Genomic DNA, 25,762 nt, shown 5'->3' on the forward strand with positions numbered 1-25,762 from the left:
GCCGCCTGCATGCGTTCGCGACTGCCTTCCTTCCTGCGCCTGCCGGCGCTCGCCGCGCTGTGGCTGGCAGCGGCCGGCGCGGCTGTCGCCGCGAGTCTGCAGGTGGCGCCGACCTCGGTGTCGCTGCGTGCCGAGGAGACCGCGCAGGGCCTGTGGCTGAGCAACAGCGGCGACGTGCCGCTGCGCGCGCAGGTGCGCGTGTTCCGCTGGCAGCAGCGCGACGGCGAGGATGTGCTCGACCCCAGCGACCGCATCGCGCTCAGCCCGCCGATGCTGGAGCTGGCGCCGCACGCGCGGCAACTGGTGCGGGTGATCCGCCTGGACCCCGCGCCCGGCGCGCATGAGGACGCCTACCGCATCCTCGTCGACGAGCTGCCCGGCCAGGATCCCGCCAGCGGCGCCAGCGCCGGGTTGCAGTTCGTGCTGCGCTATTCGGTGCCGGTGTTCCTGCAGCCCGCCGTCGCCACCGCGCCGACGCTGCGCGCGCGGCTGCTCCGCGACGGCGCCACCGCGGCGCTGGAAGTGGCCAACCAGGGCAACGGCCACGCGCAACTGGTGGACCTGCAGTTCGTCGCCGGCGACGGCCGGCGCACCGCGATCGCCGAAGGCCTGGCCGGCTACGTGCTGCCGGGCCAGCGCAAGCGCTGGCCGCTGCCGGCGGCGCTGGCGCAGACACAGGGAACGTTCGAGGCAAGGATCAATGGCGAGCCGCACGCGCAGTCGCTGGTCGTGGACACCGCGGCGCCCTGAACTGCTGCTGGCGCTGTGGGCCGGCACTGCCGCGCTCGCCGTCGCCCAGCCGCAGGTCCTGCCCCAGCCCCAGGCCGCGGCACCGGCGCAGGAGACCCTGTACCTGGAGGTCACCCTGAACCAGACCCGCCAGCCCGGCCTGTTCCAGTTCCAGCGCGAAGGCGAGCAACTGCGCGCCAGCGCCGCCACCCTGCGCCAGCTCGGCCTGCGTGTGGACGGCAGCGACGCCAGCGCGGCGATCGCCCTGGGCAACCTGGACGGCGTGCGCTTCCGCTACGACGCCAACCTGCAGACGTTGGAGATCGACGCACCGGTGGCGCTGCTGGACGTCGCCACCACCCGGATCGACGCGCGCGGCGGCGTCCCGTCGCTGCCGGCGACCAGTTCCCCAGGCGCCCTGCTCGACTACGACCTCTACGCCAGCCGCCAGGGCGGCGCCAGCAATCTCACCGCCAGCGGCGAACTGCGCGTGTTCGGCCTGGGCGCGGGCCTGCTGCGGCAGTCCTTCGTCGGCCGCCTGTACCGCGAACCGCAGCGCGACTGGCGCGCCCAGGCGATCCGCCTGGACACGCAATGGCAGTGGTCGCTGCCCGAGCGCATGACCAGCGTGGTGCTGGGCGACACCTTCAGCAGCAGCACCAGTTGGAGCCGCACCGTGCGCCTGGGCGGCGTCCGGGTGGGCAGCGACTTCGGCCTGCAGCCGTATCGCGCGATCACTCCCTTGCCGGAGTTCCTCGGCGAGGTGGCGGTGCCGTCCAGCGTGGACCTGTACGTCAACGGCATCCGCCAGTACGGCGCGCAGTTGCCGGCCGGGCCGTTCCAGTTGTCCGCGGCGCCGGGCGTGGACGGCGCCGGCAATGCCCAAGTGGTGATCACCGACGCCTACGGCCGCACCCGCTCGCTGGCCTTTCCGTTCTATGCGACCCAGGACTTGCTGGCCAGCGGGCTGACCGACTGGTCGCTGGCGCTGGGCCGGGTGCGCGAGGAGTACGGCGTCGCCGATTTCGCCTATGCCGGCGACACCGTCGGCAGCGCCAGCTGGCGGCGCGGCCTCGGCCCGCGCTTCACTGCCGAGGCGCATGCCGAGGCCGGGGCCGGCGCGCGCAATGCCGGGGTCGGCGGCCTGTGGCTGCTGCCGCGCGCCGGCGTGTTCGGCGCCTCGCTGGCGCACGGCGGCGCTGCCGGCCAGCACGGCCTGCAGTACGCGCTGAGCTACCGCTGGAACAACGGTCGCTTCAACCTGGCGATGGACACCCAGCGCGCGCAGGCCGGCTACCGCGACGTGGCCGCGCGCTACGGCGCCGCGCCGCCGCGGGTCAGCGAGCGCGCCCTGTTCGGCAGCACCTGGAACGGCGTCGGCAACATCGCCCTGAGCTATGTGCGCCTGGCCTACCCCGACAGCGGCGACCAGCGCTATGCCAGCCTGTTCTGGACCCGCGCCCTGCCGCGGCAATCGTCGCTGAACCTGAGCATCAACCAGAACCTGGACCAGGCCAGCGACCGCAGTGTGTACCTGGGCTGGTCGATCGCCCTGGACGGCCGCCGCCAGGCGGGCGTGGCCATGCAGCGCATCGGCGCGCGCACCAATGCGACGGCGGACCTCAGCCAGGCGGCCGCCGCCGACGGCGGCAGCGGCTGGCGCCTGCAGGCGCGCGGCGGGCAGGACGGTGGTGGCGGGCTGGCCGAAGCCAGTTGGCGCGGCGACAGCGCTCGCTACGCCGGCGGCATCGCCAGCGCCGGCGGCCAGACCTACGGCTATGCCGAAGCCTCGGGCGGCCTGGCCTGGATCGGCGGCGGCTGGTTCCCTGGCCGCGATCTCGACCAGGCCTTCGCCCTGGTCTCCACCGGCGGTGTCGCCGACGTGCCGGTGCTGCTGGAGAACCGGCCGATCGGGCGCACCGATGCGCGCGGCTTCCTGCTGGTCACGCCGCTGCTGGCCTGGCAGCACAACCGCCTGTCGATCGATCCGATGCGCCTGCCGCCCGAGTTGCGGCCGGAGCAGGTCGACCAGATCGTGGTACCGCGCGACCGCACCGGGGTGGTGGTGGCGTTCCCGATCCGCCGCAGCGACGGCGTGCTGGTGCAACTGCACGATGCCGCCGACCTCCCGCTGCCGGTCGGCAGCCGGGTGCGCGGCGCGGGCGTCGACACGGTGGTGGGCTACGATGGCCAGGCCTATGTGGAAGGGCTCGCGCCCGGCCGCAACGACCTGGAGGTGGACATGCAAGGAAGCCGTTGCCGGTTGCGGATCGAGCGCCCGACGCAGGCACCGCCCACCCGGCTGGGCCCGCTGCGCTGCGTGCCGGAGACGACGCCATGAGCGCGCGTGCCTGGCCGATGGCGCTGACGGCGCTGCTGCTGGCGGCCGTGGCGCTGCTGCCGCAGCGCGCCGCGGCCACCACCACCTGTACCGCGCAGGCGACGGCGGCGAGCTTCGGCACCCTCTCCGATACCGCCGCCACCGACACCACCGCGCAGATCCTGGTGACCTGCCAGACCGGCGCGATCAGCGTGCTGGGCACGATCTACGTGCGCATGTGCCTGAACATCGGCGAGGGCGCGCAGGGCGCCGGCTTCGGCATCACCCCGCGGCGCATGCTCAACCCGCTCAACGACATCCTGGGCTTCCAGCTCTACCGCGACAGCGCGCGCAGCCTGATCTGGGGCAGCGCCCTGAGCGGCTCCACCCCACTGCAGGTGGACCTGACCTATTCGTCGCTGGCGACCGGCGGCACCGGCACCGCCACCTACACCATCTATGCGCGCGTCCCGCTGCAGAGCGGCATCGCCACCGGGACCTACCAGAACAGTTTCAGCGGCGTGTACACCAACCTGCAGTACCGCTACGACGAGCCGTTGGTCGGCAACCCCGCGGTGATTCCCACCTCCTGCACCACCGGCGGCAAAGGCGGCGGCACCTCGGTGCAGTTCCCGTTCGTGGCCAGCGCCACCGCCGCGCCGACCTGCACCATCGCCAGCATCGCCGACCTGGATTTCGGCACCCAATCGGGCCTGATCGACAATGCGCTGAACTACACCACCACGCTCAGCATGAACTGCCGCGCCCGCACCGCCTGGCAGGTGAGCCTGGACAACGGCCAGAACGCCAGCGGCAACGTGCGGCGCATGCGCAGCGCCAGCGGCCAGTACCTGACCTACGAGCTGTATCGCGACGCCGCGCGCACCCAGCGCTGGGGCAGCACCCTGAATACCGATACCCAGACCGGCACCGGGACCGGCAGCGCCCAGTCGCTGACCCTGTACGGGCAGGTTCCCGCGCGGCAGACCCCCGTCCCGGGCAGCTACAGCGACGTGGTCAAGGTCACCGTCACCTACTGAGGCCTGAACGGCGCCGCGGTGCCGGTCAAGTTGCCGGGATGGGAGCCGTTATCGGTTGTGTCTACTCCGGAGTGCCGATCGATGCGCCTGCCGTTTCTACGACCGCTGCTGTTGGCGAGCCTGTGCGTGGCCGGCGTCGACGCGGCGGCGCAGCCGGGGGCCGGCAGCGGCGGCGCCATGCTGCGGATCGGCATCCGCATCGAGCGCAGTTGCGAAATCGGCGCCGCGGCGCGCCCGCAGCCCGGGGCGCTGCCGACGGTCGCCTGCAACCGCCCGCTGGCCTACCAAGTCAGCATCGACGGCATGCCCGCGCCCGACGCCGCCACCGCCCTGGCCTTGAGCGTGCCCGCGGCGGGCGCCACGCCGCGCATCCCGGCGCGCTACGCCACGGTCGCGTTCTAGTGGGCGGTGCCCGCCGCATGCGTGCGCGCCTGCTGCCGGCGCTGCTGCTGGCGCTTGCCGGCAGTGCCGACGCGGCCGGGGTGCGGATCAGCCCGACCCTGGTGCAACTGGCTCCTGGCGAGACCAGCACCGAGATCTGGTTGAGCAACACCCAGGACCGCCCCTGGCAGGCCCAGGTGAAGGTGTACCGGTGGCGGCAGACCGACGGGATCGACGACCTGGAGAGCACCGACGAGGTCCGCACCAGCCCGCAATCGATCGACATCCCGGCGCAGGGGCGGCAACTGCTGCGGCTGGTGCGTCCCGGACCGGCCAGCGCCGACGAAGGCGCCTACCGCCTGGTGCTGGAGGAACGCCCCGCCCCAGCCGACCCGGCCGCACCGGCGCCCGCCACCCAACCCCCGCCCTTGCTGCTGCGCTATTCCACCCCGGTGTTCCTGAGCGCGGCGGACCCGGCAGCCGCGCCGCGCCTGAGCGCCCACCTGGTGGCCGGCGCGCGCGGGCCGGAGCTGGTCGTGCACAACCGCGGCAGCGCCCATGCCCGGCTCAGCGACCTGAGCTTCGTCAGCGCCGACGGCCGCACCCTGCCCCTGTTCCCCAGCCTCGCCGGCTACGTCCTGGCCGGCGCCTACAAGCGCTGGCCGCTGCCGGCCGCCGCGACCGCGCCTGGCGGCCACTTCGCCGCCAGGCTCGACGACGAGGCGCCGCTGCAGGCGCTGCCCGCCGAGTGAACCGCACGGCGCATTGCGCCAGCGGCCCCCGCCAGGTATAGTGCGCGGCTTCGTCGTGCCCGTCTTGGGCCGATGGACCGTCCACGCCGGACGCACCGGCGAATTCACACCTGCCGCCATCGCCCGTGCCGGGGTGCTCCGCAAGGAGTTCGGCCACGGAGGCGGCAGGGAGGCCCAACCCCGGAATCGTCGCGCGGCTCGCAAGGCCGCCGTCATGCGCGCGCTTCACCCATTCCTGCCCGCGCACGGCCGGTTCCCCATCAGGAGTCACTGCAATGCCCCAGGTCACCATGCGTCAGATGCTGGAAGCCGGCGTCCACTTCGGCCACCAGACCCGCTACTGGAACCCCAAGATGGCGCCGTACATCTTCGGCGCGCGCGGCAAGATCCACATCATCAACCTCGAGAAGACGGTTCCGCTGTTCAACGACGCGATGAACTTCATCTCCAGCGTCGCGCAGAAGCGCGGCACCATCCTGTTTCTGGGCACCAAGCGCAGCGCCCGCGACGCGGTGAAGGAAGAAGCCGAGCGTTGCGGCCAACCGTTCATGACCCAGCGCTGGCTGGGCGGCACGCTGACCAACTTCCGCACCGTCAAGCAGTCGGTGGCGCGCCTGAAGGAGCTGGAAGCGGCCGAGACCGACGGCACCTTCGACAAGCTGGTCAAGCACGAAGTGCTGACCCTGCGCCGCGAGCGCGACAAGCTGGAAGCCTCGCTGGGCGGCATCAAGGAAATGAACCGCCTGCCCGACGCCCTGTTCGTCATCGACATCGGCCATGAAGACATCGCCATCAAGGAAGCCAAGAAGCTCGGCATTCCGGTGATCGCGGTGGTCGACACCAACTACAACCCGGACCTGGTCGACTACGCCATCCCGGGCAACGACGACGCCATCCGCGCCGTGCAGCTGTACGCCCGTGCCGCCGCCGACGCCGTGCTGGAAGGCAAGGCCGCTGCGCCGAACGCTGCCAGCGTGCGCGAGGAAGAGTTCGCCGAGGGCGGCGACGACAAGGGCCGCGGCCCGCGCAAGAACGGCAAGAAGGCCGAAGAGACCGCTCCCGCCGCCGAGTAACCGGCGCGCCATGCGGCTGCGCGATCATGCGCAGCCGCCGCCCGGCGCGCTCGGCGCGCCCGGCTTCGCGAGCGCCGCCTGCGGCGCCCGCTTCCCAGATCTACCGGCCGGCCGCAAGCCGGCCTTTTCCCACCTTTCGTGAGGACATCCCGTGGAAATCACTGCTTCCCTGGTCAAGGAACTGCGCGAGCGCACCGGCGCCGGCATGATGGAGTGCAAGAAGGCGCTCACCGAGAACGCCGGCAACATCGACAACGCCGCCGAGTGGCTGCGCAAGTCGGGCCTGGCCAAGGCCGACAAGAAGGCCGACCGCGTCGCCGCCGAAGGCCGCATCGCGATGGCCCAGGACGGCGGCAAGGCGGTCCTGGTCGAAATCAACTCCGAGACCGACTTCGTCGCCAAGGACAACAACTTCCTGGCCTTCACCGATGCCGTCGTCCAGGCCGCCCTGGCCTCCGGCGCCGCCGACGTGGAGGCACTGAAGAGCGCCAAGCTGCCCAGCGGCGAGACCGTCGAGGAAGCCCGCGCCGCGGTCATCGCCAAGGTCGGCGAGAACGTGCAGGTGCGCCGCCTGGTGCGCATCGACAGCGCCAACAACGTCGCTGCCTACGTGCACGGCGGCCGCATCGGCGTGCTGGTCGAGGTCAAGGGCGGCGACGCCGACCTGGCCCGCGGCATCGCCATGCACATCGCGGCGATGAACCCGCCGCACGTCAAGGCGTCCGACGTCCCGGCCGAGTTCGTGGCCAAGGAAAAGGAAATCGAGCTGGCCAAGATGTCGGAGAAGGACAAGGCCAAGCCGGCCGACATCCTGGAGAAGATCATCAGCGGCAAGATCGCCAAGATCGTCAACGAAGTCACCCTGTACGGCCAGCCCTACGTGCTGAACACCGACCAGACCGTGGAGCAGGCGGTGAAGGCCGCCGGCGCCGACGTGGTCGGCTTCCAGCGCCTGGCCGTGGGCGAAGGCATCGAGAAGGTGGTGGAAGACTACGCCGCCGAAGTGATGAAGCAGGCCGGCCTGGCCTGATCCCGCGCCCGGGAAGAAAAGAGCCGCGCATTGTCGCGGCTTTTTTTTTACGGGTGTACGCTGCACAGGCCGGGACAGGCCGCTCCCCCACCTCTCATTCCATGCCGTATCGGAAGTGCATGCATCCTGAACTCGAAGCGATCCTGAGCCACTCCCGCGACCTGCCCTCGCCGCCCGGCGTGGCCTTGCGCATCATCGAACTGGCACAGGATACGGACGTGGATCTGGCCGCCACCGCCGATGCCATCGCCATGGACATGGCGCTGAGCGCGCGCATGCTGCGCATCGCCAATTCCCCGCTGTACGCCAGCCGACGCCGCGTCGACAACCTGGGCCAGGCGCTGACCATGCTCGGCCTGAACGCCGCGCTGAGCCTGGCGCTGGGCTTCTCGATGGTGCAGAGCCTGCGCGGCGGCAGCGGCGAGCCGCAGGAACGGCTGTGGCGACGCAGCGTGCTGGCGGCGCTGGCCAGCCGCCTGCTCGGCCAGGCCGCGGGGTTGCGCAAGCACGAGGAGCTGATGCTGGCCGGGCTGTTGCAGGACATGGGCGCACTGGCCCTGCTGCACGTCTGCCACGACCGCTACGCCGCCCTGCTGCACGAGGCCGCCGGCGATCCGCAGCGGCTGAGCGCGCTGGAACGCGAGCACCTGGGCGCCGACCGCGCCGAGGTCGGCGCCTGGCTGGCGCACAAGTGGAAGCTGCCCACCTACCTGCAGCGCAGTATCGGCAGCGGCGGCGATACCAGCCCCGCGACCGAGCCCTTCGACATCTGCGTGCGGCTGTCCGGCCGCATCGCCGACATCTGGCTTGGCGACGATCCGGAAGCCGCGCGCACCCACGCCATGCAGTGCGCCTATCGCGACCTGCAACTGGACAGCCGCCGCTTCGACGAGGTGGTGGGTCACATTGCCGAGGCGCTGCCGGCGGTCAGCCCGATCTTCGATGTGCGCATCGCCCAGCCGGAGCGGGTCGACGCGATCATCAGCCATGCCCGCGAACTGATGGTGCTGCGCAACCTGCGCGAAGTGCAGGAAGCCAACCGCGTGCGCCAGCGCGCCGACGAGTACGAGCAGCACGCACGGCGCCTGGCCGAACAGGCCAGCCGCGACGCGCTCACCGGCGTGTTCAACCGGCACCAGCTGGACACCCTGCTCAAGCAGCAGTTCGAGCTGGCCAATCGCCACGACTGGCCGCTGTCGGTGGCCTTCATCGACCTGGACGATTTCAAGAAGATCAACGACGCGCACGGGCACCTGGTCGGCGACCAGGTCCTGCGCGCATTCGCGCAGAACCTGCAGCCGATGCTGCGCGCCAGCGACACCGTGGCGCGCTTCGGCGGCGAGGAATTCCTGGTGCTGTTGCCCAACACCGGCGAAGAGGCTGCGCTGGGCGTGATGCGGCGCATCCTCGCCGAGATCGCGCAGCGGCCGATGGCCGACACCAAGCAGGGGCCGTTGCACATCAGCTTCTCCGCGGGCGTGGCCACCCAGGGCGGCCGCGAGCGTTTCAACAGCGCGCAGGAACTGCTGCAGGCGGCCGACGACATGCTGTACAGCGCCAAGCACGGCGGTCGCAATCGCGTCACCGCGCGCTCGTGCGGCGAGGCGCAACGCTGAAGCATCGCTGCCGGCGCAGACGCGCTGGCGCGCATCGGCTAAAATCGTGTGGTTTGCCCGTCATCCCCCAACGAGGTCGCCATGTCCCAGCTCGCCTATCGCCGTATCCTGTTGAAACTGTCCGGCGAAGCGCTGATGGGAGACGGGGACTACGGCATCGACCCCAAGATCATCAACCGCCTCGCCCATGAGGTGATCGAGGCGCAGCAGGCCGGCGCGGAAGTAGCGCTGGTGATCGGCGGCGGCAACATCTTCCGCGGCGCCGGCCTTGCCGCCAACGGCATGGACCGGGTCACCGGCGACCACATGGGCATGCTCGCCACCGTCATCAACGCGCTGGCGATGCAGGACGCGCTGGAGAAACTCGGCGCCAAGGTGCGGGTGATGAGCGCGATCAAGATCAACGACGTGTGCGAGGACTTCATCCGCCGCCGTGCGATCCGCCATCTGGAAAAGGGCCGCATCGCGATCTTCGCCGCCGGCACCGGCAACCCCTTCTTCACCACCGACTCCGGCGCGGCGCTGCGCGCGATCGAGATCGGCGCCGACCTGCTGCTGAAGGCGACCAAGGTCGACGGCGTGTACGACAAGGACCCGAAGAAGCACGCCGACGCCGTGCGCTTCGACAGCCTGACCTACGACGAGGTCATCGCGCGCAACCTGGAAGTGATGGACACCGCCGCCTTCGCCCTGGCCCGCGACAGCGACCTGCCGCTGCGCATCTTCAACATGGGCCAGCCCGGCGAACTGCTGAAGATCCTGCGCGGCGCCGAGATCGGCACGTTGGTCAAAGGTCGGGGCTGATGCCCCGACCCGGGATTGGGGATTCGGGATTGGGGATTCGCGAAGGCGTTGCGCGCTGCAGCATTGCGGGCGCAGGCGCGTTTTCGCATCTCATCGCGCCTGAAGCGCCGCTTTTGCGAATCCCCAATCCCGAATCCCCAATCCCGGCCCCACGCCTTTCCCGGCTATAATCGTCCGATTCAGATTCAGCACGGACACCGGCGATGCTCAACGAAATCAAGCAAGACGCACAGACCCGCATGGCCAAGAGCATCGACGCGCTGCGTCATGCGCTCATCAAGGTGCGCACCGGCCGCGCGTCGACCGCCTTGGTCGAGCACCTGAAGGTCAACTACTATGGCTCGGACATGCCGCTGAGCCAGGTCGCCAGCGTGGCCGTCGCCGACGCCCGCTCACTGACCATCACCCCGTGGGAAAAGCAGATGGTCGGCGCGGTCGAGAAGGCGATCCTGGCCTCGGACCTGGGCCTGACCCCGAACACCGCCGGCACCACCATCCGCCTCAACCTGCCCGCGCTCACCGAGGAGCGCCGCCGCGAGCTGTCCAAGGTCGTGCACGGCGAAGGCGAGGACACCAAGGTCGCGATCCGCAACATCCGTCGCGACGCCAACCAGCAGGTCAAGGATCTGCTGAAGGACAAGAAGGTCACCGAGGACGAGGCCCGCGCCAGCGAGGACGACATCCAGAAGCTGACCGACAAGGCGATCAAGGACGTGGACGACGTGGTCAAGGGCAAGGAACAGGAACTGATGGCGGTCTGAGCCTGCGCCTGCCGGCCATGCCTTCCGACCCCATCCCCATGTCCCTGCCCCGCCACCTGGCCATCATCATGGATGGCAACGGCCGCTGGGCGCAGCGCCGCCGCCGGCCGCGCGTGATCGGCCACCGCGCCGGCGCGCGTGCGGTCAACCGCACCATCGACTTCTGCCTGGAGCGCGGCATCGGCGCGCTGACCCTGTTCGCCTTTTCCAGCGAGAACTGGGGGCGCCCGCAGGAGGAAGTGGACGCGTTGATGAAGCTGTTCCTGCACGCGCTCGACCGCGAGGTCGATGAGCTGCAGCGGCGCGGCGTGCGCGTGCGCTTCATCGGCGACCGCTCGCGCTTCGCGCCGTCGCTGTGCGAGCGCATGGCCCAGGCCGAGGCGCGCACCCGCGACAACCAGGCCCTGCACCTGTCGATCGCCGCCAGCTACGGCGGCCGCCAGGACATCGCCCTGGCCGCGCGCGCGCTGGCCGAGGACGTCGCCGCCGGACGCCTGCGCCCGGAGCAGATCGACGAGGACGCGCTGTCGGCGCGCATGGCGCTGGCCGAGCTGCCGCCGCCGGACCTGTTCATCCGCACCGGCGGCGACCTGCGCATCAGCAACTTCCTGCTGTGGCAGCTGGCCTACACCGAACTGTGGTTCACCGAGACCCTCTGGCCCGAGTTCGGCCCCGAGGTGCTGCAACAAGCCCTGGACGACTACGCCCGCCGCGAGCGGCGTTTCGGCCTCACCAGCGCGCAGGTCGCCGAAGCGGCGACGGAGAACGTTTCCGCATGACCCGTACCCGCGTCATCGCCGCGCTGATCATGGCCCCGCTGGCCATCTGCGCCATCCTGCTGCTGCCGACCCAGTGGCTGGTCGCGCTGGCCGCCCTGATCTTCCTGATCGGCCTGTGGGAATGGCTGAAGCTGGCCGAGGTCGACGACACCTTGCCGCGCACCATCCTGCTGATGCTCAACCTGCTGCTGATGGTGCTGCTGGTATGGGCCTCGGCCGGCTCGCTGGTGCTGTTCCAACTGACCACCCTGATCGGCGCCGGCTGGTGGTGCGTGGCCTTGCTGTGGCTGGGCTTCTACCGCTTCGGCTCCGACCACGCCACCTACGCGCGGGTGTTCAAGCTCGCCGCCGGCACCCTGGCGATCGTGCCGGCCTGGGCCGCGCTGGGCCTGATCCACGCCAGCGAGCCGAACGGCCACCGCTGGCTGCTGACCGCCCTGGCGACGGTGTGGGCCGCCGATTCCGGCGCCTATTTCGCCGGCCGCCAGTTCGGCAAGCACAAGCTGGCGCCGCGGATCAGCCCCAACAAGACCGTGGAAGGCCTCATCGGCGGCCTGCTGGCCGGCCTGATCGTGGCCGCCGGCTTCGGCTGGCTGGCCGGGGTGACCCTGCCGCACCTGCCCGGGCTGCTGATCGTGGCCGCGGTCAGCGTGCTGGCCTCGGTGGTCGGCGACCTGTTCGAGAGCCTGCTCAAGCGCCACGTCGGCGCCAAGGACTCGGGCAACGTCATTCCCGGCCACGGCGGCGTGCTGGACCGGATCGACGGCGTGCTGGCGGCGCTGCCGATCTTCGCGCTGGGCAAGGACATCTTCGGGTTCTGAGGCCAGTGAACACGCAACACAGCAAGGACCCGGCGGTCCGCACCATCGCCGTGCTCGGCGCCACCGGCTCGATCGGCGCCTCGGCGCTGGACGTGATCGCACGCCATCCGCAGCGCCTGCGCGCCGGCGTGCTGGCGGCCGGACGCAACGTCGACGCGCTGCTGGCGCTGTGCGCCACGCACCGCCCCGCGCATGCGGTGATCGCCGATCAGGCGCTGTACCCGGCGCTGCGCGACGGCCTGCGCGCGGCCGGGCTGTCGACCCAGGCGCATGCCGGCGACGCCGCACTGGACCAACTGGTGGCCAGCGACGCCTGCGACAGCGTGGTCGCCGCCATCGTCGGTGCGGCCGGCCTGGCCTCGACCCTGGCCGCCGCCCGCGCCGGCAAGCGCCTGCTGCTGGCCAACAAGGAAGCGCTGGTGCTGGCCGGCGAACTGGTCACCGCGGCGGCGGCGGCGGCCGGCGCCGAGATCATCCCGATCGACAGCGAGCACAACGCCATCTTCCAGTGCCTGCGCTCGCGCCAGACCGGCACCGAGGTGCAGCGGGTGCTGCTGACCGCCTCTGGCGGCCCGTTCCGCGGCTGGGACCGCGCACGCCTGCAGGCGGTGACCCCGGCGCAGGCCGTGGCGCACCCGAAGTGGTCGATGGGGCCGAAGATCTCGGTCGATTCGGCGACGTTGATGAACAAGGGCCTGGAAGTGATCGAGGCCCACCACCTGTTCGCGCTGGCGCCCGAGCGCATCGAGGTGCTGGTGCACCCGCAGAGCCTGGTGCACTCGCTGGTCGAGTTCATCGACGGTTCGACCCTGGCGCAGATGGGCCTGCCGGACATGCGCACCACCCTCGCGGTGGGCCTGGGCTGGCCGGAGCGCATCGCCTCCGGAGTCGCCGGGCTGGACCTGCTGGCGCAGGGACGGCTGGACTTCGAGGCGCCGGACCTGGACGCCTTCCCCTGCCTGGCCCTGGCCTGGCGCGCGATGCAGGCCGGCGGCAGCGCCCCGGCGATCCTGAATGCGGCCAACGAAGTGGCTGTTTCAGCCTTTCTTCAGGGCCGAATCGGTTTCCTATCGATTCCTGCGCTGGTCGAGAACGCCCTGACCGAGCTGCCTGCGGTCGCGGCCGATTCCCTGGACGCATTGCTGGCGGCGGATGCGCACTCGCGCAAGATCACCGAACTCGCCATTGCCCGCCACTTCGCCCATGCTTGATGCCCACGCCGCCATGAGCCACGCGCATGGGTAATTTCGTTGGCTCCATCTGGTGGATGCTGGTCAGCCTGGGCATCCTGGTGACGTTCCACGAGTTCGGGCATTTCTGGGTGGCCCGCCGCTGCGGGGTCAAGGTGCTGCGCTTCTCGGTGGGCTTCGGCAAGCCGCTGTGGTCGCGCTACGACCGCCACGGCACCGAGTTCGCGATCGCCGCGATCCCGCTCGGCGGCTACGTGAAGATGCTCGACGAACGCGAGGCCGAGGTCGACCCGGCCGAGCGCGCGCAGGCCTTCAACAACAAGAGCGTGTGGCAGCGCATCGCCATCGTCGCCGCTGGCCCCATCGCCAACCTGATCCTGTGCGTGGCGTTCCTTTGGGCGATGTTCGTCATCGGCAAGCAGGACTACGCCCCCATCGTCGGCCGCGCCGAGGGCCTGGCGCAGCAGGCCGGGTTCCAGGCCGGCGAGCGCATCGTCCGCGTCGGCGACCGCGACGTCGCGACCTGGAGCGAGGCCGCCATGCAGCTGACCGTCGCCGCCATGGACCGCGAGGACGTGCCGGTGCAGACCGAGGACGCGCAGGACGGTGCCAGCCATACCCGGACCCTGCGCCTGTCGCAGCTCCCGGTCGGTTTCGACGAGCGGCAGGTGCCGGCGCTGGCCGGCCTGACCTGGCGCTTCACGCTGCAGCCGGCGGTCATCGCCAGCGTCACTGCCGGCTCGGCCGCCGACGGCGTGCTGCGCCCGGGCGACCGCGTGCTGGCGGTGGACGGCAGCCCGATCACCAGCGCCGACCAGGTCGCGCCGCGGGTGCAGGCCCTGGGCCGCGAGGGCGGCAACGGCCTGATCGAGGTCGAGCGCAACGGCGAGCGCCTGGCCCTGGACGTCCATCTCAAGCAGGCCGCCGGCCCCGGCGCGCCGCGCTGGACGCTGGGCGTGGCCATCGGCGAGCAGCGCCGCCCGGCCTACGACGCCACCCTGCGCTACGGCCCGCTGGCGGCGATCCCGATGGCCTTCGGCGAGACCGGCCGGCTGGCCGGCGACACCCTGGGCATCCTGCGCCGCATGCTGACCGGCGACGCCTCGCTGAAGAACGTGTCCGGCCCGATCACCATCGCCAAGGTCGCCAACATCTCGGCCAAGGAAGGGCCGGACGGATTCCTGAATTTCCTGGCGCTGCTGTCGCTGAGCCTGGCGATCATGAACCTGCTGCCGATCCCGATCTTGGACGGCGGGCACTTGCTGTATTACCTTATCGAGTTGGTCAAGGGCAGCCCGCTGAGCGAGCGCGCCATGGCGGCGGGGCAGTTCGTGGGCCTGACGTTGCTGGCAGGACTGATGGGGTTGGCGTTCTACAACGACCTCTTCGGGCAGGCCCTGCGATGACCCGCGCCGATCCACTCGACCCGCTGTCGTCTTGCGCCGGCGCCCATGCAACAACGATATCGACCTCTACCGGACGTGACATGACGAGATTTCCCACTCGCCGCCTGCTTGCCCTCGCCCTCGCCGCCAGCCTCAGCCTGCCGGCCCTGGCCCAGGTAGCGGAGCCCTTCACCGCCAGCGACATCCGCGTCGACGGGCTGCAACGCATTTCGTCCGGCACCGTGTTCACCTACCTGCCGGTAGAGCGCGGCGACACCGTGGACGAGGCCAAGGTCGCCGAGGCGATCCGTGCGCTGTACCGCACCGGCTTCTTCGAGGACGTGCGCGTCGACCGCCAGGGCAACATCCTGGTGGTCACGGTCAAGGAACGTCCGGCGATCAACAAGCTGACCGTCACCGGCAACAAGGACATCAAGAGCGAGGAACTGCTCAAGGGCCTGTCCGACATCGGCCTCAGCGAGGGCGGCACCTTCGACCGGCTGAGCCTGGACCGGGTGACCCAGGAGCTGACCCGCCAGTACAACAACCGCGGCAAGTACAACGTCGAGATCACCCCGACGGTGAGCCCGCTGGACCGCAACCGCGTCGACGTGGCCATCGCGATCAAGGAAGGCAAGGCGGCCAAGATCCGCCACGTCAACCTGATCGGCACCGAGAAGTTCCTCAACAAGGACATCCTGGAGAACTGGGAGTCGCGCGAGCACAACTGGCTGTCCTGGTACCGCCGCGACGACCAGTACTCCAAGGAAAAGCTGTCCGGCGACCTGGAGAAGCTCAACTCCTGGTACCTGGACCGCGGCTACGTCGACTTCAGCGTCGACTCCACCCAGGTGGCGATCAGCCCCGACAAGCGCGACATGTACCTGACCGCCGGCATCACCGAAGGCGAGCAGTACAAGATCTCCGACATCAAGGTCACCGGCGACACCATCCTGCCGCAGGAAGAGATCGAGAAGCTGGTGATCCCCAAGGCCGGCGACACCTTCTCGCGCGCGCTGCTGGAATACAGCTCCGACGCGATCACCAACACCCTGAGCAACATCGGCTACGCCTTCGCCAAGGTCACCCCGATCCCGACCACCGACCGCGAAAAGCGCACGGTGGCGGTGAACCTGCAGGTGACCCCGGGCCCGCGCGTGTCGGTGCGGCGCATCGTGTTCCGCGGCAACACCCGCACCTCCGACGAAGTGCTGCGCCGCGAAATGCGCCAGTTCGAGGACACCTGGTACTCGCAGGCGGCGATCGACCGCTCCAAGATCCGCCTGCAGCGCCTGGGCTACTTCGAGTCGGTGGACGTGGAAACGCCGCCGGTGCCGGGCAGCAACGACAAGGTCGACGTGGTCTACAACGTCAAGGAGACCACCTCGGGCAGCTTCACCTTCGGCCTGGGCTACTCGCAGACCTACGGCGTCACCACCTCGGTGCAGCTGTCGCAGAACAACTTCCTCGGCGGCGGCAACCGCGTCGCCGTGGACGCCTCGCGCAGCAGCTACCAGGAGCGCTACGCGTTCTCCTACACCAACCCGTTCTTCACCGACGACGGCGTGTCGCTGGGCTACAACCTGTCGTGGCGCAAGCTGGACTACTCCGACTTCGGCACCGCGCAGTACAACAGCACCAACGGCGCGGCGCAGGTGATCTTCGGCGTGCCGATCACCGAGACCGACAGCGTCTCGCTGATGTTCGGCATCGACAGCAACCAGATCACCACCTACCCCGGCTATACCCCGCAGGCGATCATCAACTACATCGATGCGATGGGGACCAAGACCTTCCACGCCTGGCGTAGCGAACTGGGCTGGGCCCGCGACACCCGCAACGACTACTTCATGCCGACCCGCGGCATGTACCAGCGCGTCGGCCTGGAAGCCACCCTGCCCGGCTCGACCGTGGAGTACTGGAAGCTCAACTACCAGATCTCCAAGTACTGGCCGATCTCGCCGGCACTGGTGCTCAACACGCGTGCCGAATTCGGCTACGGCGACAGCTACGGCAGCGACGTGTCGCGCGATATCTGCGGCACCACCACCACCAACAGCTCCGGCACGCCGGTGTACACGGCGCAGGCCTGCGACGGCACCAACCTGGTCCGCCGCGTGACGGCGTCCGGCCTGCCGTTCTACGAGAACTTCTACGCTGGCGGCACCAACTCGGTGCGCGGCTTCGAGGACAACACCCTCGGCCCGCGCTCGGAGGCTACCGCCTCGTACAGCCGCGGCCAGCCGCTGGGTGGCTCGTTCAAGACCGTGGGCTCGGCGGAAATGTACTTCCCGAAGCTGTTCGACAGCCCGTCGGCGCGCATTTCGGCGTTCGTGGACGTCGGCAACGTGTTCAACGGCGTGGACAACTTCAAGTCCAACCAGCTGCGTGCCTCCACCGGCATCGCGTTGCTGTGGCGCGCACCGGTCGGTCCGATCTCGATCAGCTACGCGATTCCGCTGAAGAAGGAAGACAACGACGAGATCGAGCGTCTGCAGTTCACGTTCGGCGGTCAGTTCTAAAGAACTGCCCGCCCGCTGCCAGGGTTTCACCCTGGCAGCCCAGGTTTTCGCTACACGAAAACCTGGCCGGGGCTTGGCCTTCCGAATCCCCGCGCCTTCGGCGCGCCCCCTTTACCAAAGGGGGCTTTGCTCCAGTCGGTTGATCGTTCCCGACAGGTGGTCGTGGCCTGTTGCGCGGCCGCATGCGATCGCCCTACGCGGCCGTCCGACTGCCCACCCGATGCCGGGCCTTGGCCTTCCACATCACTGCGCCTGTCGGCGCGCGCCTCGCCCTGCGAATCGCAAGCCATGGCTCGTTGCCTTCCGAATCCCGCGCCTGGGAGCCTGTCGCTTTTGGCCGTACCCTCACCCCAACCCCTCTCCCGGTGGGAGAGGGGCTGACGCACCTCCCTTCTCCCACCGGGAGAAGGTGCCCCGTAGGGGCGGATGAGGGTCGGGCAGCGCACGCTGTGTCAGCGCGCCCTACGCGGGCGTACGTATGACCGTGTTGATGGCACACGGTAGAATCTCCCGGTGAATACTTCGACCTATACCGCTGACGAGATCGCCGAGCGTTTCGGCCTGCAGGTGCATGGCGACGGCAGCGTCGCGGTGCATGGCGTGGCCACGCTGGCGCAAGCCGGCCCGGGGCAGCTCAGCTTCCTGGCCAATCCCCGCTACCGCGCGCAACTGGCCGACAGCACCGCGGCGATCGTGGTGCTGCGCGCCGACGACGCCGAGGCCGCGCCGGGCACCGCGCTGATCGCGCGCGACCCGTATGTCGCCTTCGCCAAGATCGCCGCGCTGTTCGACGTGGCCCCGCTGCGGCCGCCCGGCATCCATCCCAGCGCCAGCATCGATCCCAGCGCGCAGGTCGCGGCCAGCGCGCACATCGGCGCGTTCGTCAGCATCGGCGCGCGCAGCGTGGTCGGCGAAGGTTGCGTGATCGGCCCCGGCTGCGTGATCGGCGAGGACTGCCAGGTCGGCGCCGGCAGCGAACTGATCGCCCGCGTCACCCTGGTCACCCGGGTGCGCCTGGGCCAACGCGTGCGCGTGCATCCCGGTGCGGTGCTCGGCGCCGATGGGTTCGGCCTGGCGATGGACGCCGGCCGCTGGATCAAGGTGCCGCAGCTGGGCGGGGTCCGCATCGGCGACGATTGCGAGATCGGCGCCAACACCTGCGTGGATCGCGGTGCGCTGGAAGACACCACCCTCGAAGAAGACGTGCGCCTGGACAACCTGGTGCAGGTCGCGCACAACGTGCACATCGGCGCGCACAGCGCCATCGCCGGCTGCACCGGCATCGCCGGCAGCGCCAAGATCGGCCGTTACGTGATGCTCGGCGGCGCGGTCGGCGTGGTCGGCCACCTGGAGATCTGCGACAAGGTCGTGGTCACCGGCAAGTCGGTCGTACGCAACTCCATCCACGCGCCGGGCGAGTACTCGTCCGGCACCCCATTGACCGACAACCGCACGTGGCGCAAGAACGCCGCGCGCTTCAAACAGCTCGATGCCCTGGCCCGTCGCATCCTGTCTGTGAGCAAGGAGAAGGAATGAGCCACGATCAGCCCCTGCCGGACGCCAACCTGCCGGACATCAACCAGATCCGCGCACTGCTTCCGCATCGCTACCCGTTCCTGCTGGTGGACAAGGTGGTCTCGCTGGATTTCGAGAACCGCCGGATCGTCGCGCACAAGAACGTCAGCATCAACGAGCCGTATTTCCAGGGCCATTTCCCCGGCCAGCCGATCATGCCCGGCGTGCTGATCATCGAGGCGCTGGCGCAGGCCGGCGGCATCCTGACCCAGTTGGCGATGGGCCGCGACGCGCAGTCCAAGCTGTTCTACATGGTCAAGGTCGACAACGCCCGCTTCAACAGCCAGGTGGTGCCCGGCGACGTGCTGGAGCTGCACGTGGAGATCAAGCGGGTGATCCGCAACATGGCGGTGTACTACGGCGAGGCCAAGGTCAACGGCAAGGTCGTGGCCTGCGCCGAAGTGCTGTGCGCCGGCACCCGCGAATGACCCTGGCAGGAGACCTGCAATGAGCGCCAACGCTCCCCTGATTCACCCCTCCGCGGTCATCGATCCCGGCGCGACACTCGCCGCCGACGTGCGCGTCGGCGCCTTCACCGTGATCGGCGCCGAGGTGGAGATCGGCGAAGGCTGCGAGATCGGCTCGCATTGCAGCATCGTCGGCCCGACCCGGCTGGGCCGCGACAACCGCCTGGTCGGCCACGTCGCGCTGGGCGGCGACCCGCAGGACAAGAAGTTCGCCGGCGAACGCACCGAACTGGTGATCGGCGACCGCAATGTGATCCGCGAGTTCGTCACCGTCAGCCGCGGCACCGGCAGCGGCGGCGGCATCACCCGGGTCGGCAGCGACAACTGGTTCCTCGCCTACACCCACGTCGCCCACGACTGCATCGTCGGCAACCACTGCGTGTTCTCCAACAACACCACCCTGGCCGGGCATGTGGAAGTGGGCGACCACGTCATCATCAGCGGCTTCGCCGGCGCGCATCAGTTCTGCCGCATCGGCGATCACGCCTTCCTCGGCATGGGCGCGCTGATCAACGGCGACGTGCCGCCGTTCACCATGGTCGGCGGCAATTCGCTGGGGCGCCCGCGCGGCATCAACAGCGAAGGCCTGAAGCGCCGCGGCTTCGACCCCGAGCGCGTGGCCGCGATCAAGCGCGCCTACCGCGCGCTGTACGTGGCCGGCCTGCCGCTGGCCGAGGCCAAGCACCAGTTGGCGCTGCTGGCCGAAGGCAGCGAGGACGTGCGCGCGATGCTGGAGTTCATCGAGTCCAGCGAGCGGCCGTTGTTGCGATGATGGCCGGGATTCGGGATTCGGGATTCGGGATTGGCAACGGCAGCATTGCCGGTGCCGATAGCGCCGCGTCCGCTGTTGCGAATCCCCAATCCCCAATCCCCAATCCCCGCGCAACACCGCTGCGCATCGCCCTCGTCGCTGGCGAGGCCTCCGGCGACCTGCTGGGCGCGGGGCTGATCGAGGCGTTGCGCGCGCGCTATCCCGACGCGGAGTTCGCCGGGGTCGGGGGCCAGGCGATGCGCCAGGCCGGGTGCCGGACCTGGTTCGACGCCAGCGAGCTGGCGGTGATGGGTCTGCTGGAAGTGCTGCGGCACCTGCCGCGCCTGCTGAAGCTGCGCCGCGCGCTGCGCGAGCGGCTGCTGGCCTGGCGCCCGGACGTGTTCGTCGGCATCGACGCGCCCGATTTCAATCTCGGCGTGGAGCGCTGGCTGAAACAGCGCGGGCTGCGCACCGTGCATTACGTCAGCCCGTCGGTGTGGGCCTGGCGCGAGCAGCGCGCGGCCAAGATCGGCGCCAGCGCCGACCGGGTGCTGTGCCTGTTCCCGATGGAGCCGCCGATCTACGCCAAGCACGGTGTGGACGCGCGCTTCGTCGGCCACCCCATGGCCGATGCGATCGCGCTGCACGAAGACCGCGGCGCGGCGCGCGCTTCGCTGGGCGTGGGCGCCGACGTGCCGGTGCTGGCGGTGTTGCCGGGCAGCCGCCTGGGCGAGATCGGCAAGCTCGGCGACACCTTCTTCGCCGCCGCCGCGCAGGTGCTGCAACAGCTTCCGGACGCGCGCGTGCTGGTGCCGGCCGCCAATGCCGCGTGCAAGGCGCTGATCGAAGCGCAACTCGCGCGTTCGGCCTTGCCGCCGACCGCCACCCAGGTGCTGGACGGCCACGCGCGCACCGCGCTGCTCGCCGCCGATGCGGTGCTGCTGGCCTCCGGCACCGCGACCCTGGAAGCCATGCTGGTGAAGCGGCCGATGGTGGTCGGCTACAAGGTCGCTCCGCTGACCTACCGCATCGTCAAGGCGCTGGGCCTGCTGAAGGTCGACCGCTACGCCCTGCCCAACATCCTGGCCGGCCACGACCTGGCGCCGGAACTGATGCAGGACGCCTGCACCCCCGACGCCCTGGCCGCCGCGCTGCTGCACTGGCTGCGCGACCCGCAGGCGGTGGCAGCGCTGCAGCCCGAGTACGAGCGCCTGCACCTGCTGCTGCGCCAGGACGCCTCGGCGCGCGCGGCCGATGCGGTGTTCGAATTGCTTGGGAGCCGGGATTCGGGAGAAGCAAAAGCATGAAGCGCTGCGATCCGACATCGCCGCAGCGGGAACTGCTGTGCGAATCCCCAATGCCGAATCCCCAATCCCGGCTCTACGCCGGCGTCGACGAAGCCGGCCGCGGTCCCCTGGCCGGGCCGGTGGCGGTGGCGGCGGTGGTGTTCGATCCGGCGCGCACCCGCATCAACGGGCTGGACGATTCCAAGCAGTTGACCGCGGCGCGGCGCGAGACGCTGTATGCGCGCATCGTCGAGCGGGCGCTGGCCTGGCAAGTGGTGCTGATCGAGGCCGAGGAGATCGACCGGCTGAACATCTACCAGGCGACCATGCTGGGCATGCGTCGCGCGGTCGAGGGCGTGGCGCACGTGGCCGGCTTCGCCCGCATCGACGGCAACCGCGTGCCCAAGGGCCTGCCCTGCGCCGCCGAGGCGCTGGTCGGCGGCGACGGCCTGGACCGGGCGATCATGGCTGCCTCGATCGTCGCCAAGGTCACCCGCGACCGGATCATGCAGCGCCTGCACGACGAACACCCGCACTACGGTTTCGACCTGCACAAGGGCTACGCCACCCCGGCGCACCTGGCCGCACTGGCCGCGCACGGCCCCTGCATCCACCACCGGCGCAGCTTCGCGCCGGTGCGCGTGGCCCTGGCGGGCCGGGATTCGAGAGTCGGGATTGGGGATTCGCTGGAATCCCTGCAACTCGCGTAGGACGCTCAACGCGGATAAGCGCGAGATCACGCGCACTCACCGCCCACTGAGACCGCAACCAATCCCGAATCCCCACTCCCCAATCCCCGCCCCTCGCTGTCAAGCCTTGCCCGGCTCGCCCCCCGCCGCTACCCTGCCCGGGCATCGCTCTGGTTCCGCATGTCCACTTCCCGCTTCGCCCATCTGCACATCCACACCGAGTTCTCGCTGGCGGATTCGACCATCCGTGTGCCCGAGAAACCGGATCAGGCTGACCCGAAGAAAGCCAAGCAGGCCAACCTGCTCAGCCGCGCGGTGGAACTGGACCTGCCCGCGCTGGCGGTCACCGACCTCAACAACCTGTTCGCGCTGGTCAAGTTCTACAAGGCCGCCGAGGGCGTGGGCATCAAGCCGATCGCCGGCGCCGACCTGCTGATCGCCGACGGCACCCAGGCGCCGTGGCGGCTGACCGTGCTGTGCCGCAATCGCGACGGCTACCTCAGCCTGTCGCGGCTGCTGACCCGCGCCTGGCTGGAAGGCCACCGCAACGAAGGCGGCGTGGCGCTGCGCCCGGAATGGCTGCAGACCGGCAGCGACAACCTGTTCGCCCTGGCCGGCCGCGAGAGCCTGGCCGGGCGCCTGGCCAGCGAAGGCCGCCACGACCTGGCCGAGCAGCAACTGGCCGACTGGCAGCGCATCTTCGGCGACGGCCTGCACCTGGAACTGACCCGTACCGGCCGCGACGGCGAGGAGGCGTTCAACCAGTTCGCCCTGCACGCCGCCGGCACCCGCGGCCTGCCGGTGATCGCCAGCAACGACGTGCGCTTCCTGTACGCCAGCGATTTCGCCGCGCACGAGGCACGCGTGTGCATCTCCTCCGGCCGCGTGCTCGACGATCCCAAGCGCCCGCGCGACTACAGCGACCAGCAATACCTGAAGTCGGCCGAGGAGATGGCCGCGCTGTTCGCCGACATCCCCGACGCGATCGACAACACCCTGGCGCTGGCGCAACGCTGCAACATCGAGATGCAGCTGGGCACCTACTTCCTGCCCGCCTATCCGGTGCCCGACGACGAGACGCTGGACAGCTGGATCCGCAGCCAGTCGCGCGACGGCCTGGCCGCGCGCCTGGAGAAGAACCCGCTGGCGCCCGGCAAGACCCGCCAGGACTACGTGGACCGGCTCGAGTTCGAGCTGGACACCATCATCAAGATGGGCTTCCCCGGCTACTTCCTGATCGTGGCCGACTTCATCCAGTGGGGCAAGAACCAGGGCATCCCGATCGGCCCGGGCCGCGGTTCCGGTGCCGGTTCGCTGGTGGCGTGGGCGCTGCAGATCACCGACCTGGATCCGCTGCCGTACAACCTGCTGTTCGAGCGCTTCCTCAACCCGGAACGCGTGTCGATGCCCGACTTCGACATCGACTTCTGCATGGATCGCCGCGACGAGGTGATCGACTACGTGGCGCGCAAGTACGGCCGCGACCGGGTCAGCCAGATCATCACCTACGGCACCATGGCCGCCAAGGCGGTGGTGCGCGACTGCGGCCGCGTGCTCGGCTTCCCGTACGGCCTGGTCGACGGCGTCGCCAAGCTGATCCCCAACATCCTCGGCATCACGCTGAAGGATGCGATGGGCGAAGGCAAGGACAGCGAGATGGCCTCGCCGGAGCTGATCCAGCGCTACCAGGCCGAGGACGACGTCCGCGACCTGATGGACCTGGCGCGGCAGCTCGAGGACCTGACCCGCAACGCCGGCAAGCACGCCGGCGGCGTGGTGATCGCGCCGACGCCGCTGTCCGACTTCTGCCCGCTGTTCGCCGAACACGACGTCGACAACTTCGGCAAGAACCCGGTCACCCAGTTCGATAAGGACGACGTCGAGCAGGTCGGCCTGGTCAAGTTCGACTTCCTCGGCCTGCGCACCCTGACCATCATCGACTGGGCGGTGAAGGCGATCAACGTGCGCCACGCGCGCGCCGGCATTCCGCCGGTGGAGATCGCCGCGATCCCGCTCGACGACGCGCCGACCTACAAGGGCATCTTCGCCTCGGGCAACACCGGCGCGGTGTTCCAGTTCGAATCCTCGGGCATGCGCCGGCTGCTGAAGGACGCCCGCCCCGACCGCTTCGAGGACCTGATCGCGCTGGTGTCGCTGTACCGCCCCGGCCCGATGGACCTGATCCCCTCGTTCAACGCGCGCAAGCACGGGCAGGAGGAGATCGTCTATCCCGATCCGCGCACCGAAGCGATCCTGAAGGACACCTACGGCATCATGGTGTACCAGGAGCAGGTGATGCAGATGGCGCAGATCGTCGGCGGCTACTCGCTGGGCGGCGCCGACCTGCTGCGCCGCGCGATGGGCAAGAAGGTGCCGGCGGAAATGGCCAAGCACCGCGAGATCTTCCGCGAGGGTGCGGCCAAGGGCGGCGTCGGCGAGGCCAAGGCCGACGAAATCTTCGACCTGATGGAGAAGTTCGCCGGCTACGGCTTCAACAAGTCGCACGCCGCCGCCTACGCGCTGGTCAGCTACCAGACCGCGTGGCTGAAACGCCACTACCCGGCCGAGTTCATGGCGGCCACGCTGTCCTCGGACATGGACAACACCGACAAGGTGGTCGGCTTCCTCGACGAGGTGCGCAACCTCGGCCTGACCGTGCTGCCGCCGCGCATCAACGCCTCGGCCTACATGTTCGAGGCGGCCACGCCGGACACCATCCAGTACGGCCTGGGCGCGATCAAGGGCGTGGGCCGCGGCGCCTGCGAGGCGATCGTGGCCGAGCGCGAGCGCGGCGGCGAGTACGCCTCGCTGCTGGATTTCTGCACCCGCGTGGAATCGGCCAAGCTCAACAAGCGCACCCTCGAGGCGATGATCAACGCCGGCGCGATGGACGGGCTCGGCGCCAACCGCGCCACGCTGATGCTGCAGCTGCCGGAGGTGATGAAGGCCACCGAGCAGATGGCGCGCGAGCGCGCCTCCGGGCAGAACTCGCTGTTCGGCGGCGCCGACACCAGCGCCCCGGCGCTGCGCCTGGACCTGCCGGAAAGCAAGGAATGGCCGCTGGGCCAGTTGCTGGCCGGCGAGCGCGAGACGCTGGGCTTCTACCTCAGCGGCCATCCGTTCGATCCGTACCGCGACGAAGTGCGCGAACTGGTCGGCTGCGACCTGAGCGCGCTGGAGAAGATCTGCGCGCAATCCGGCGGCGGCCGCGGTGGTGGCGGCGATGGCGAGAAGCGCGCCTGGCGCCCGGAGGTCAGCGCGATCCTCGCCGGCCAGGTGGTCGGCGTGCGCCGCAAGGGCGACAGCCAGGTGTTCGTGCAACTGGAGGACGGCCGCGGCCGCATCGAGTGCAGTGCGTTCTCCGACGCCATCGCCGAGTTCGGCCACCTGCTGACCCGCGACCGCATCCTCATCGTCAAGGGCGGCGTGCGCGAGGACGAATTCAACGGCGGCTACGCGATGCGCATCCGCCAGTGCTGGGACTACGAACAGATCTGCACGCATCACGCGCAGCGCCTGTCGCTGCGCCTGGACCTGCGCCAGCGCAGCGCCTGGCCGCGCATCGACGGCCTGCTCGCCCGCCACCGCCCGGGCAAGACCCCCCTGCGCCTGGACCTGCTGCTGCAGTCGGCGCAGGGCGGCATCGCCGGCATGCTCGACCTCAACGGCAGCCATTCGGTGCGCGTGGACCCGCAACTGCTGGACGCCCTGCGCGGCGACCCGGCGGTGCGCGCGGTGAAGGTCAAGTACAGCCCGCCGTGGGCGAACTGACCCTCGCTGTCAACCGAATC

The 25,762-nt window shown here is 69.9% G+C and carries 21 protein-coding genes; all 21 read left to right on the forward strand.

Annotation, left to right across the window (positions count from 1 at the left end; genetic code table 11):
* Positions 1-9: 9 nt before the first annotated feature.
* The 21 genes from AC1PLR_RS13645 to dnaE all read left to right on the forward strand — a co-directional run bounded on the left by AC1PLR_RS13645 (position 10) and on the right by dnaE (position 25,742).
* A complete protein-coding gene (locus AC1PLR_RS13645) occupies positions 10-750 on the forward strand; it encodes a fimbrial biogenesis chaperone (protein ID WP_420009436.1) in 741 nt (246 codons plus the stop codon).
* The gene (locus AC1PLR_RS13650) at positions 701-3,070 is read left to right on the forward strand and encodes a fimbria/pilus outer membrane usher protein (protein ID WP_481101331.1); all 2,370 of its coding nucleotides are present in this window, start codon (positions 701-703) and stop codon (positions 3,068-3,070) included. The genes AC1PLR_RS13645 and AC1PLR_RS13650 overlap by 50 nt, the downstream gene beginning before the upstream one ends.
* Positions 3,067-4,089 (forward strand): Csu type fimbrial protein, encoded by a 1,023-nt coding sequence (locus AC1PLR_RS13655; protein WP_481100361.1) that lies wholly within the window; start codon positions 3,067-3,069, stop codon positions 4,087-4,089. Before AC1PLR_RS13650 ends, AC1PLR_RS13655 begins: the two co-directional genes overlap by 4 nt.
* Before the next feature lie 81 nt (positions 4,090-4,170).
* Positions 4,171-4,491 (forward strand): hypothetical protein, encoded by a 321-nt coding sequence (locus tag AC1PLR_RS13660; protein WP_481100360.1) that lies wholly within the window; start codon positions 4,171-4,173, stop codon positions 4,489-4,491.
* Between the two features lie 17 nt (positions 4,492-4,508).
* Positions 4,509-5,222, forward strand: a complete 714-nt coding sequence (locus AC1PLR_RS13665) for a fimbrial biogenesis chaperone (RefSeq protein ID WP_481101332.1) — start codon at positions 4,509-4,511, stop codon at positions 5,220-5,222.
* Positions 5,223-5,497: 275 nt separating this feature from the next.
* Positions 5,498-6,295, forward strand: coding sequence for a 30S ribosomal protein S2 (gene rpsB, locus AC1PLR_RS13670; RefSeq protein ID WP_017908839.1), 798 nt, complete (start codon positions 5,498-5,500; stop codon positions 6,293-6,295).
* A 151-nt stretch (positions 6,296-6,446) separates the two neighbouring features.
* On the forward strand, positions 6,447-7,325 hold the full coding sequence (gene tsf, locus AC1PLR_RS13675; protein ID WP_017908840.1) for a translation elongation factor Ts: 879 nt from the start codon (positions 6,447-6,449) through the stop codon (positions 7,323-7,325).
* Between the two features lie 119 nt (positions 7,326-7,444).
* The gene (locus AC1PLR_RS13680) at positions 7,445-8,941 is read left to right on the forward strand and encodes an HDOD domain-containing protein (RefSeq protein ID WP_481101333.1); all 1,497 of its coding nucleotides are present in this window, start codon (positions 7,445-7,447) and stop codon (positions 8,939-8,941) included.
* An 81-nt stretch (positions 8,942-9,022) separates the two neighbouring features.
* Positions 9,023-9,745, forward strand: a complete 723-nt coding sequence (gene pyrH / locus AC1PLR_RS13685) for a UMP kinase (RefSeq protein ID WP_010344040.1) — start codon at positions 9,023-9,025, stop codon at positions 9,743-9,745.
* 203 nt (positions 9,746-9,948) lie between these two features.
* A complete protein-coding gene (gene frr, locus AC1PLR_RS13690) occupies positions 9,949-10,506 on the forward strand; it encodes a ribosome recycling factor (protein ID WP_010344041.1) in 558 nt (185 codons plus the stop codon).
* Between the two features lie 38 nt (positions 10,507-10,544).
* Complete coding sequence (uppS, locus tag AC1PLR_RS13695; protein WP_481101334.1) at positions 10,545-11,285, forward strand: polyprenyl diphosphate synthase; 741 nt, start codon at positions 10,545-10,547, stop codon at positions 11,283-11,285.
* Positions 11,282-12,106, forward strand: a complete 825-nt coding sequence (locus AC1PLR_RS13700; RefSeq protein ID WP_209029776.1) for a phosphatidate cytidylyltransferase — start codon at positions 11,282-11,284, stop codon at positions 12,104-12,106. Before uppS ends, AC1PLR_RS13700 begins: the two co-directional genes overlap by 4 nt.
* A 5-nt stretch (positions 12,107-12,111) precedes the next feature.
* Positions 12,112-13,317, forward strand: coding sequence for a 1-deoxy-D-xylulose-5-phosphate reductoisomerase (locus AC1PLR_RS13705; RefSeq protein WP_481101335.1), 1,206 nt, complete (start codon positions 12,112-12,114; stop codon positions 13,315-13,317).
* Between the two features lie 26 nt (positions 13,318-13,343).
* On the forward strand, positions 13,344-14,702 hold the full coding sequence (gene rseP / locus AC1PLR_RS13710) for an RIP metalloprotease RseP (protein ID WP_481101336.1): 1,359 nt from the start codon (positions 13,344-13,346) through the stop codon (positions 14,700-14,702).
* Positions 14,703-14,782: 80 nt separating this feature from the next.
* Positions 14,783-17,203: an outer membrane protein assembly factor BamA gene (gene bamA, locus AC1PLR_RS13715; protein WP_209244274.1), complete on the forward strand. Its 2,421-nt coding sequence runs from the start codon at positions 14,783-14,785 to the stop codon at positions 17,201-17,203.
* Positions 17,204-17,716: 513 nt separating this feature from the next.
* On the forward strand, positions 17,717-18,739 hold the full coding sequence (gene lpxD, locus AC1PLR_RS13720) for a UDP-3-O-(3-hydroxymyristoyl)glucosamine N-acyltransferase (protein ID WP_481101337.1): 1,023 nt from the start codon (positions 17,717-17,719) through the stop codon (positions 18,737-18,739).
* On the forward strand, positions 18,736-19,206 hold the full coding sequence (fabZ, locus tag AC1PLR_RS13725; protein ID WP_481101338.1) for a 3-hydroxyacyl-ACP dehydratase FabZ: 471 nt from the start codon (positions 18,736-18,738) through the stop codon (positions 19,204-19,206). Before lpxD ends, fabZ begins: the two co-directional genes overlap by 4 nt.
* Before the next feature lie 19 nt (positions 19,207-19,225).
* Entirely contained in the window at positions 19,226-20,017 is a 792-nt protein-coding gene (lpxA, locus tag AC1PLR_RS13730) for an acyl-ACP--UDP-N-acetylglucosamine O-acyltransferase (protein ID WP_209229467.1), read from the forward strand.
* Positions 20,014-21,303 carry a lipid-A-disaccharide synthase gene (gene lpxB, locus AC1PLR_RS13735; protein WP_481101339.1) on the forward strand — a complete coding sequence of 430 codons (1,290 nt, stop codon included), beginning with the start codon at positions 20,014-20,016 and terminating at the stop codon, positions 21,301-21,303. Before lpxA ends, lpxB begins: the two co-directional genes overlap by 4 nt.
* Positions 21,300-21,992 carry a ribonuclease HII gene (locus AC1PLR_RS13740; RefSeq protein WP_481101340.1) on the forward strand — a complete coding sequence of 231 codons (693 nt, stop codon included), beginning with the start codon at positions 21,300-21,302 and terminating at the stop codon, positions 21,990-21,992. Before lpxB ends, AC1PLR_RS13740 begins: the two co-directional genes overlap by 4 nt.
* Positions 21,993-22,151: 159 nt before the next feature.
* Positions 22,152-25,742 (forward strand): DNA polymerase III subunit alpha, encoded by a 3,591-nt coding sequence (gene dnaE / locus AC1PLR_RS13745; protein ID WP_481101341.1) that lies wholly within the window; start codon positions 22,152-22,154, stop codon positions 25,740-25,742.
* Positions 25,743-25,762 lie beyond the last annotated feature (20 nt).

Source organism: Xanthomonas sp. NCPPB 3570, assembly GCF_056725115.1.

What these genes read in the sequence shown, in the direction of transcription:
- AC1PLR_RS13645 (WP_420009436.1), top strand. Translation starts at nt 10, where the DNA reads ATGCGTTCGCGACTGCCTTCCTTCCTGCGCCTGCCGGCGCTCGCCGCG.
- AC1PLR_RS13650 (WP_481101331.1), top strand. Translation starts at nt 701, where the DNA reads ATGGCGAGCCGCACGCGCAGTCGCTGGTCGTGGACACCGCGGCGCCCT.
- AC1PLR_RS13655 (WP_481100361.1), top strand. Translation starts at nt 3,067, where the DNA reads ATGAGCGCGCGTGCCTGGCCGATGGCGCTGACGGCGCTGCTGCTGGCG.
- AC1PLR_RS13660 (WP_481100360.1), top strand. Translation starts at nt 4,171, where the DNA reads ATGCGCCTGCCGTTTCTACGACCGCTGCTGTTGGCGAGCCTGTGCGTG.
- AC1PLR_RS13665 (WP_481101332.1), top strand. Translation starts at nt 4,509, where the DNA reads ATGCGTGCGCGCCTGCTGCCGGCGCTGCTGCTGGCGCTTGCCGGCAGT.
- rpsB (WP_017908839.1), top strand. Translation starts at nt 5,498, where the DNA reads ATGCCCCAGGTCACCATGCGTCAGATGCTGGAAGCCGGCGTCCACTTC.
- AC1PLR_RS13680 (WP_481101333.1), top strand. Translation starts at nt 7,445, where the DNA reads ATGCATCCTGAACTCGAAGCGATCCTGAGCCACTCCCGCGACCTGCCC.
- pyrH (WP_010344040.1), top strand. Translation starts at nt 9,023, where the DNA reads ATGTCCCAGCTCGCCTATCGCCGTATCCTGTTGAAACTGTCCGGCGAA.
- frr (WP_010344041.1), top strand. Translation starts at nt 9,949, where the DNA reads ATGCTCAACGAAATCAAGCAAGACGCACAGACCCGCATGGCCAAGAGC.
- uppS (WP_481101334.1), top strand. Translation starts at nt 10,545, where the DNA reads ATGTCCCTGCCCCGCCACCTGGCCATCATCATGGATGGCAACGGCCGC.
- AC1PLR_RS13700 (WP_209029776.1), top strand. Translation starts at nt 11,282, where the DNA reads ATGACCCGTACCCGCGTCATCGCCGCGCTGATCATGGCCCCGCTGGCC.
- rseP (WP_481101336.1), top strand. Translation starts at nt 13,344, where the DNA reads ATGGGTAATTTCGTTGGCTCCATCTGGTGGATGCTGGTCAGCCTGGGC.
- bamA (WP_209244274.1), top strand. Translation starts at nt 14,783, where the DNA reads ATGACGAGATTTCCCACTCGCCGCCTGCTTGCCCTCGCCCTCGCCGCC.
- fabZ (WP_481101338.1), top strand. Translation starts at nt 18,736, where the DNA reads ATGAGCCACGATCAGCCCCTGCCGGACGCCAACCTGCCGGACATCAAC.
- lpxA (WP_209229467.1), top strand. Translation starts at nt 19,226, where the DNA reads ATGAGCGCCAACGCTCCCCTGATTCACCCCTCCGCGGTCATCGATCCC.
- lpxB (WP_481101339.1), top strand. Translation starts at nt 20,014, where the DNA reads ATGATGGCCGGGATTCGGGATTCGGGATTCGGGATTGGCAACGGCAGC.
- AC1PLR_RS13740 (WP_481101340.1), top strand. Translation starts at nt 21,300, where the DNA reads ATGAAGCGCTGCGATCCGACATCGCCGCAGCGGGAACTGCTGTGCGAA.
- dnaE (WP_481101341.1), top strand. Translation starts at nt 22,152, where the DNA reads ATGTCCACTTCCCGCTTCGCCCATCTGCACATCCACACCGAGTTCTCG.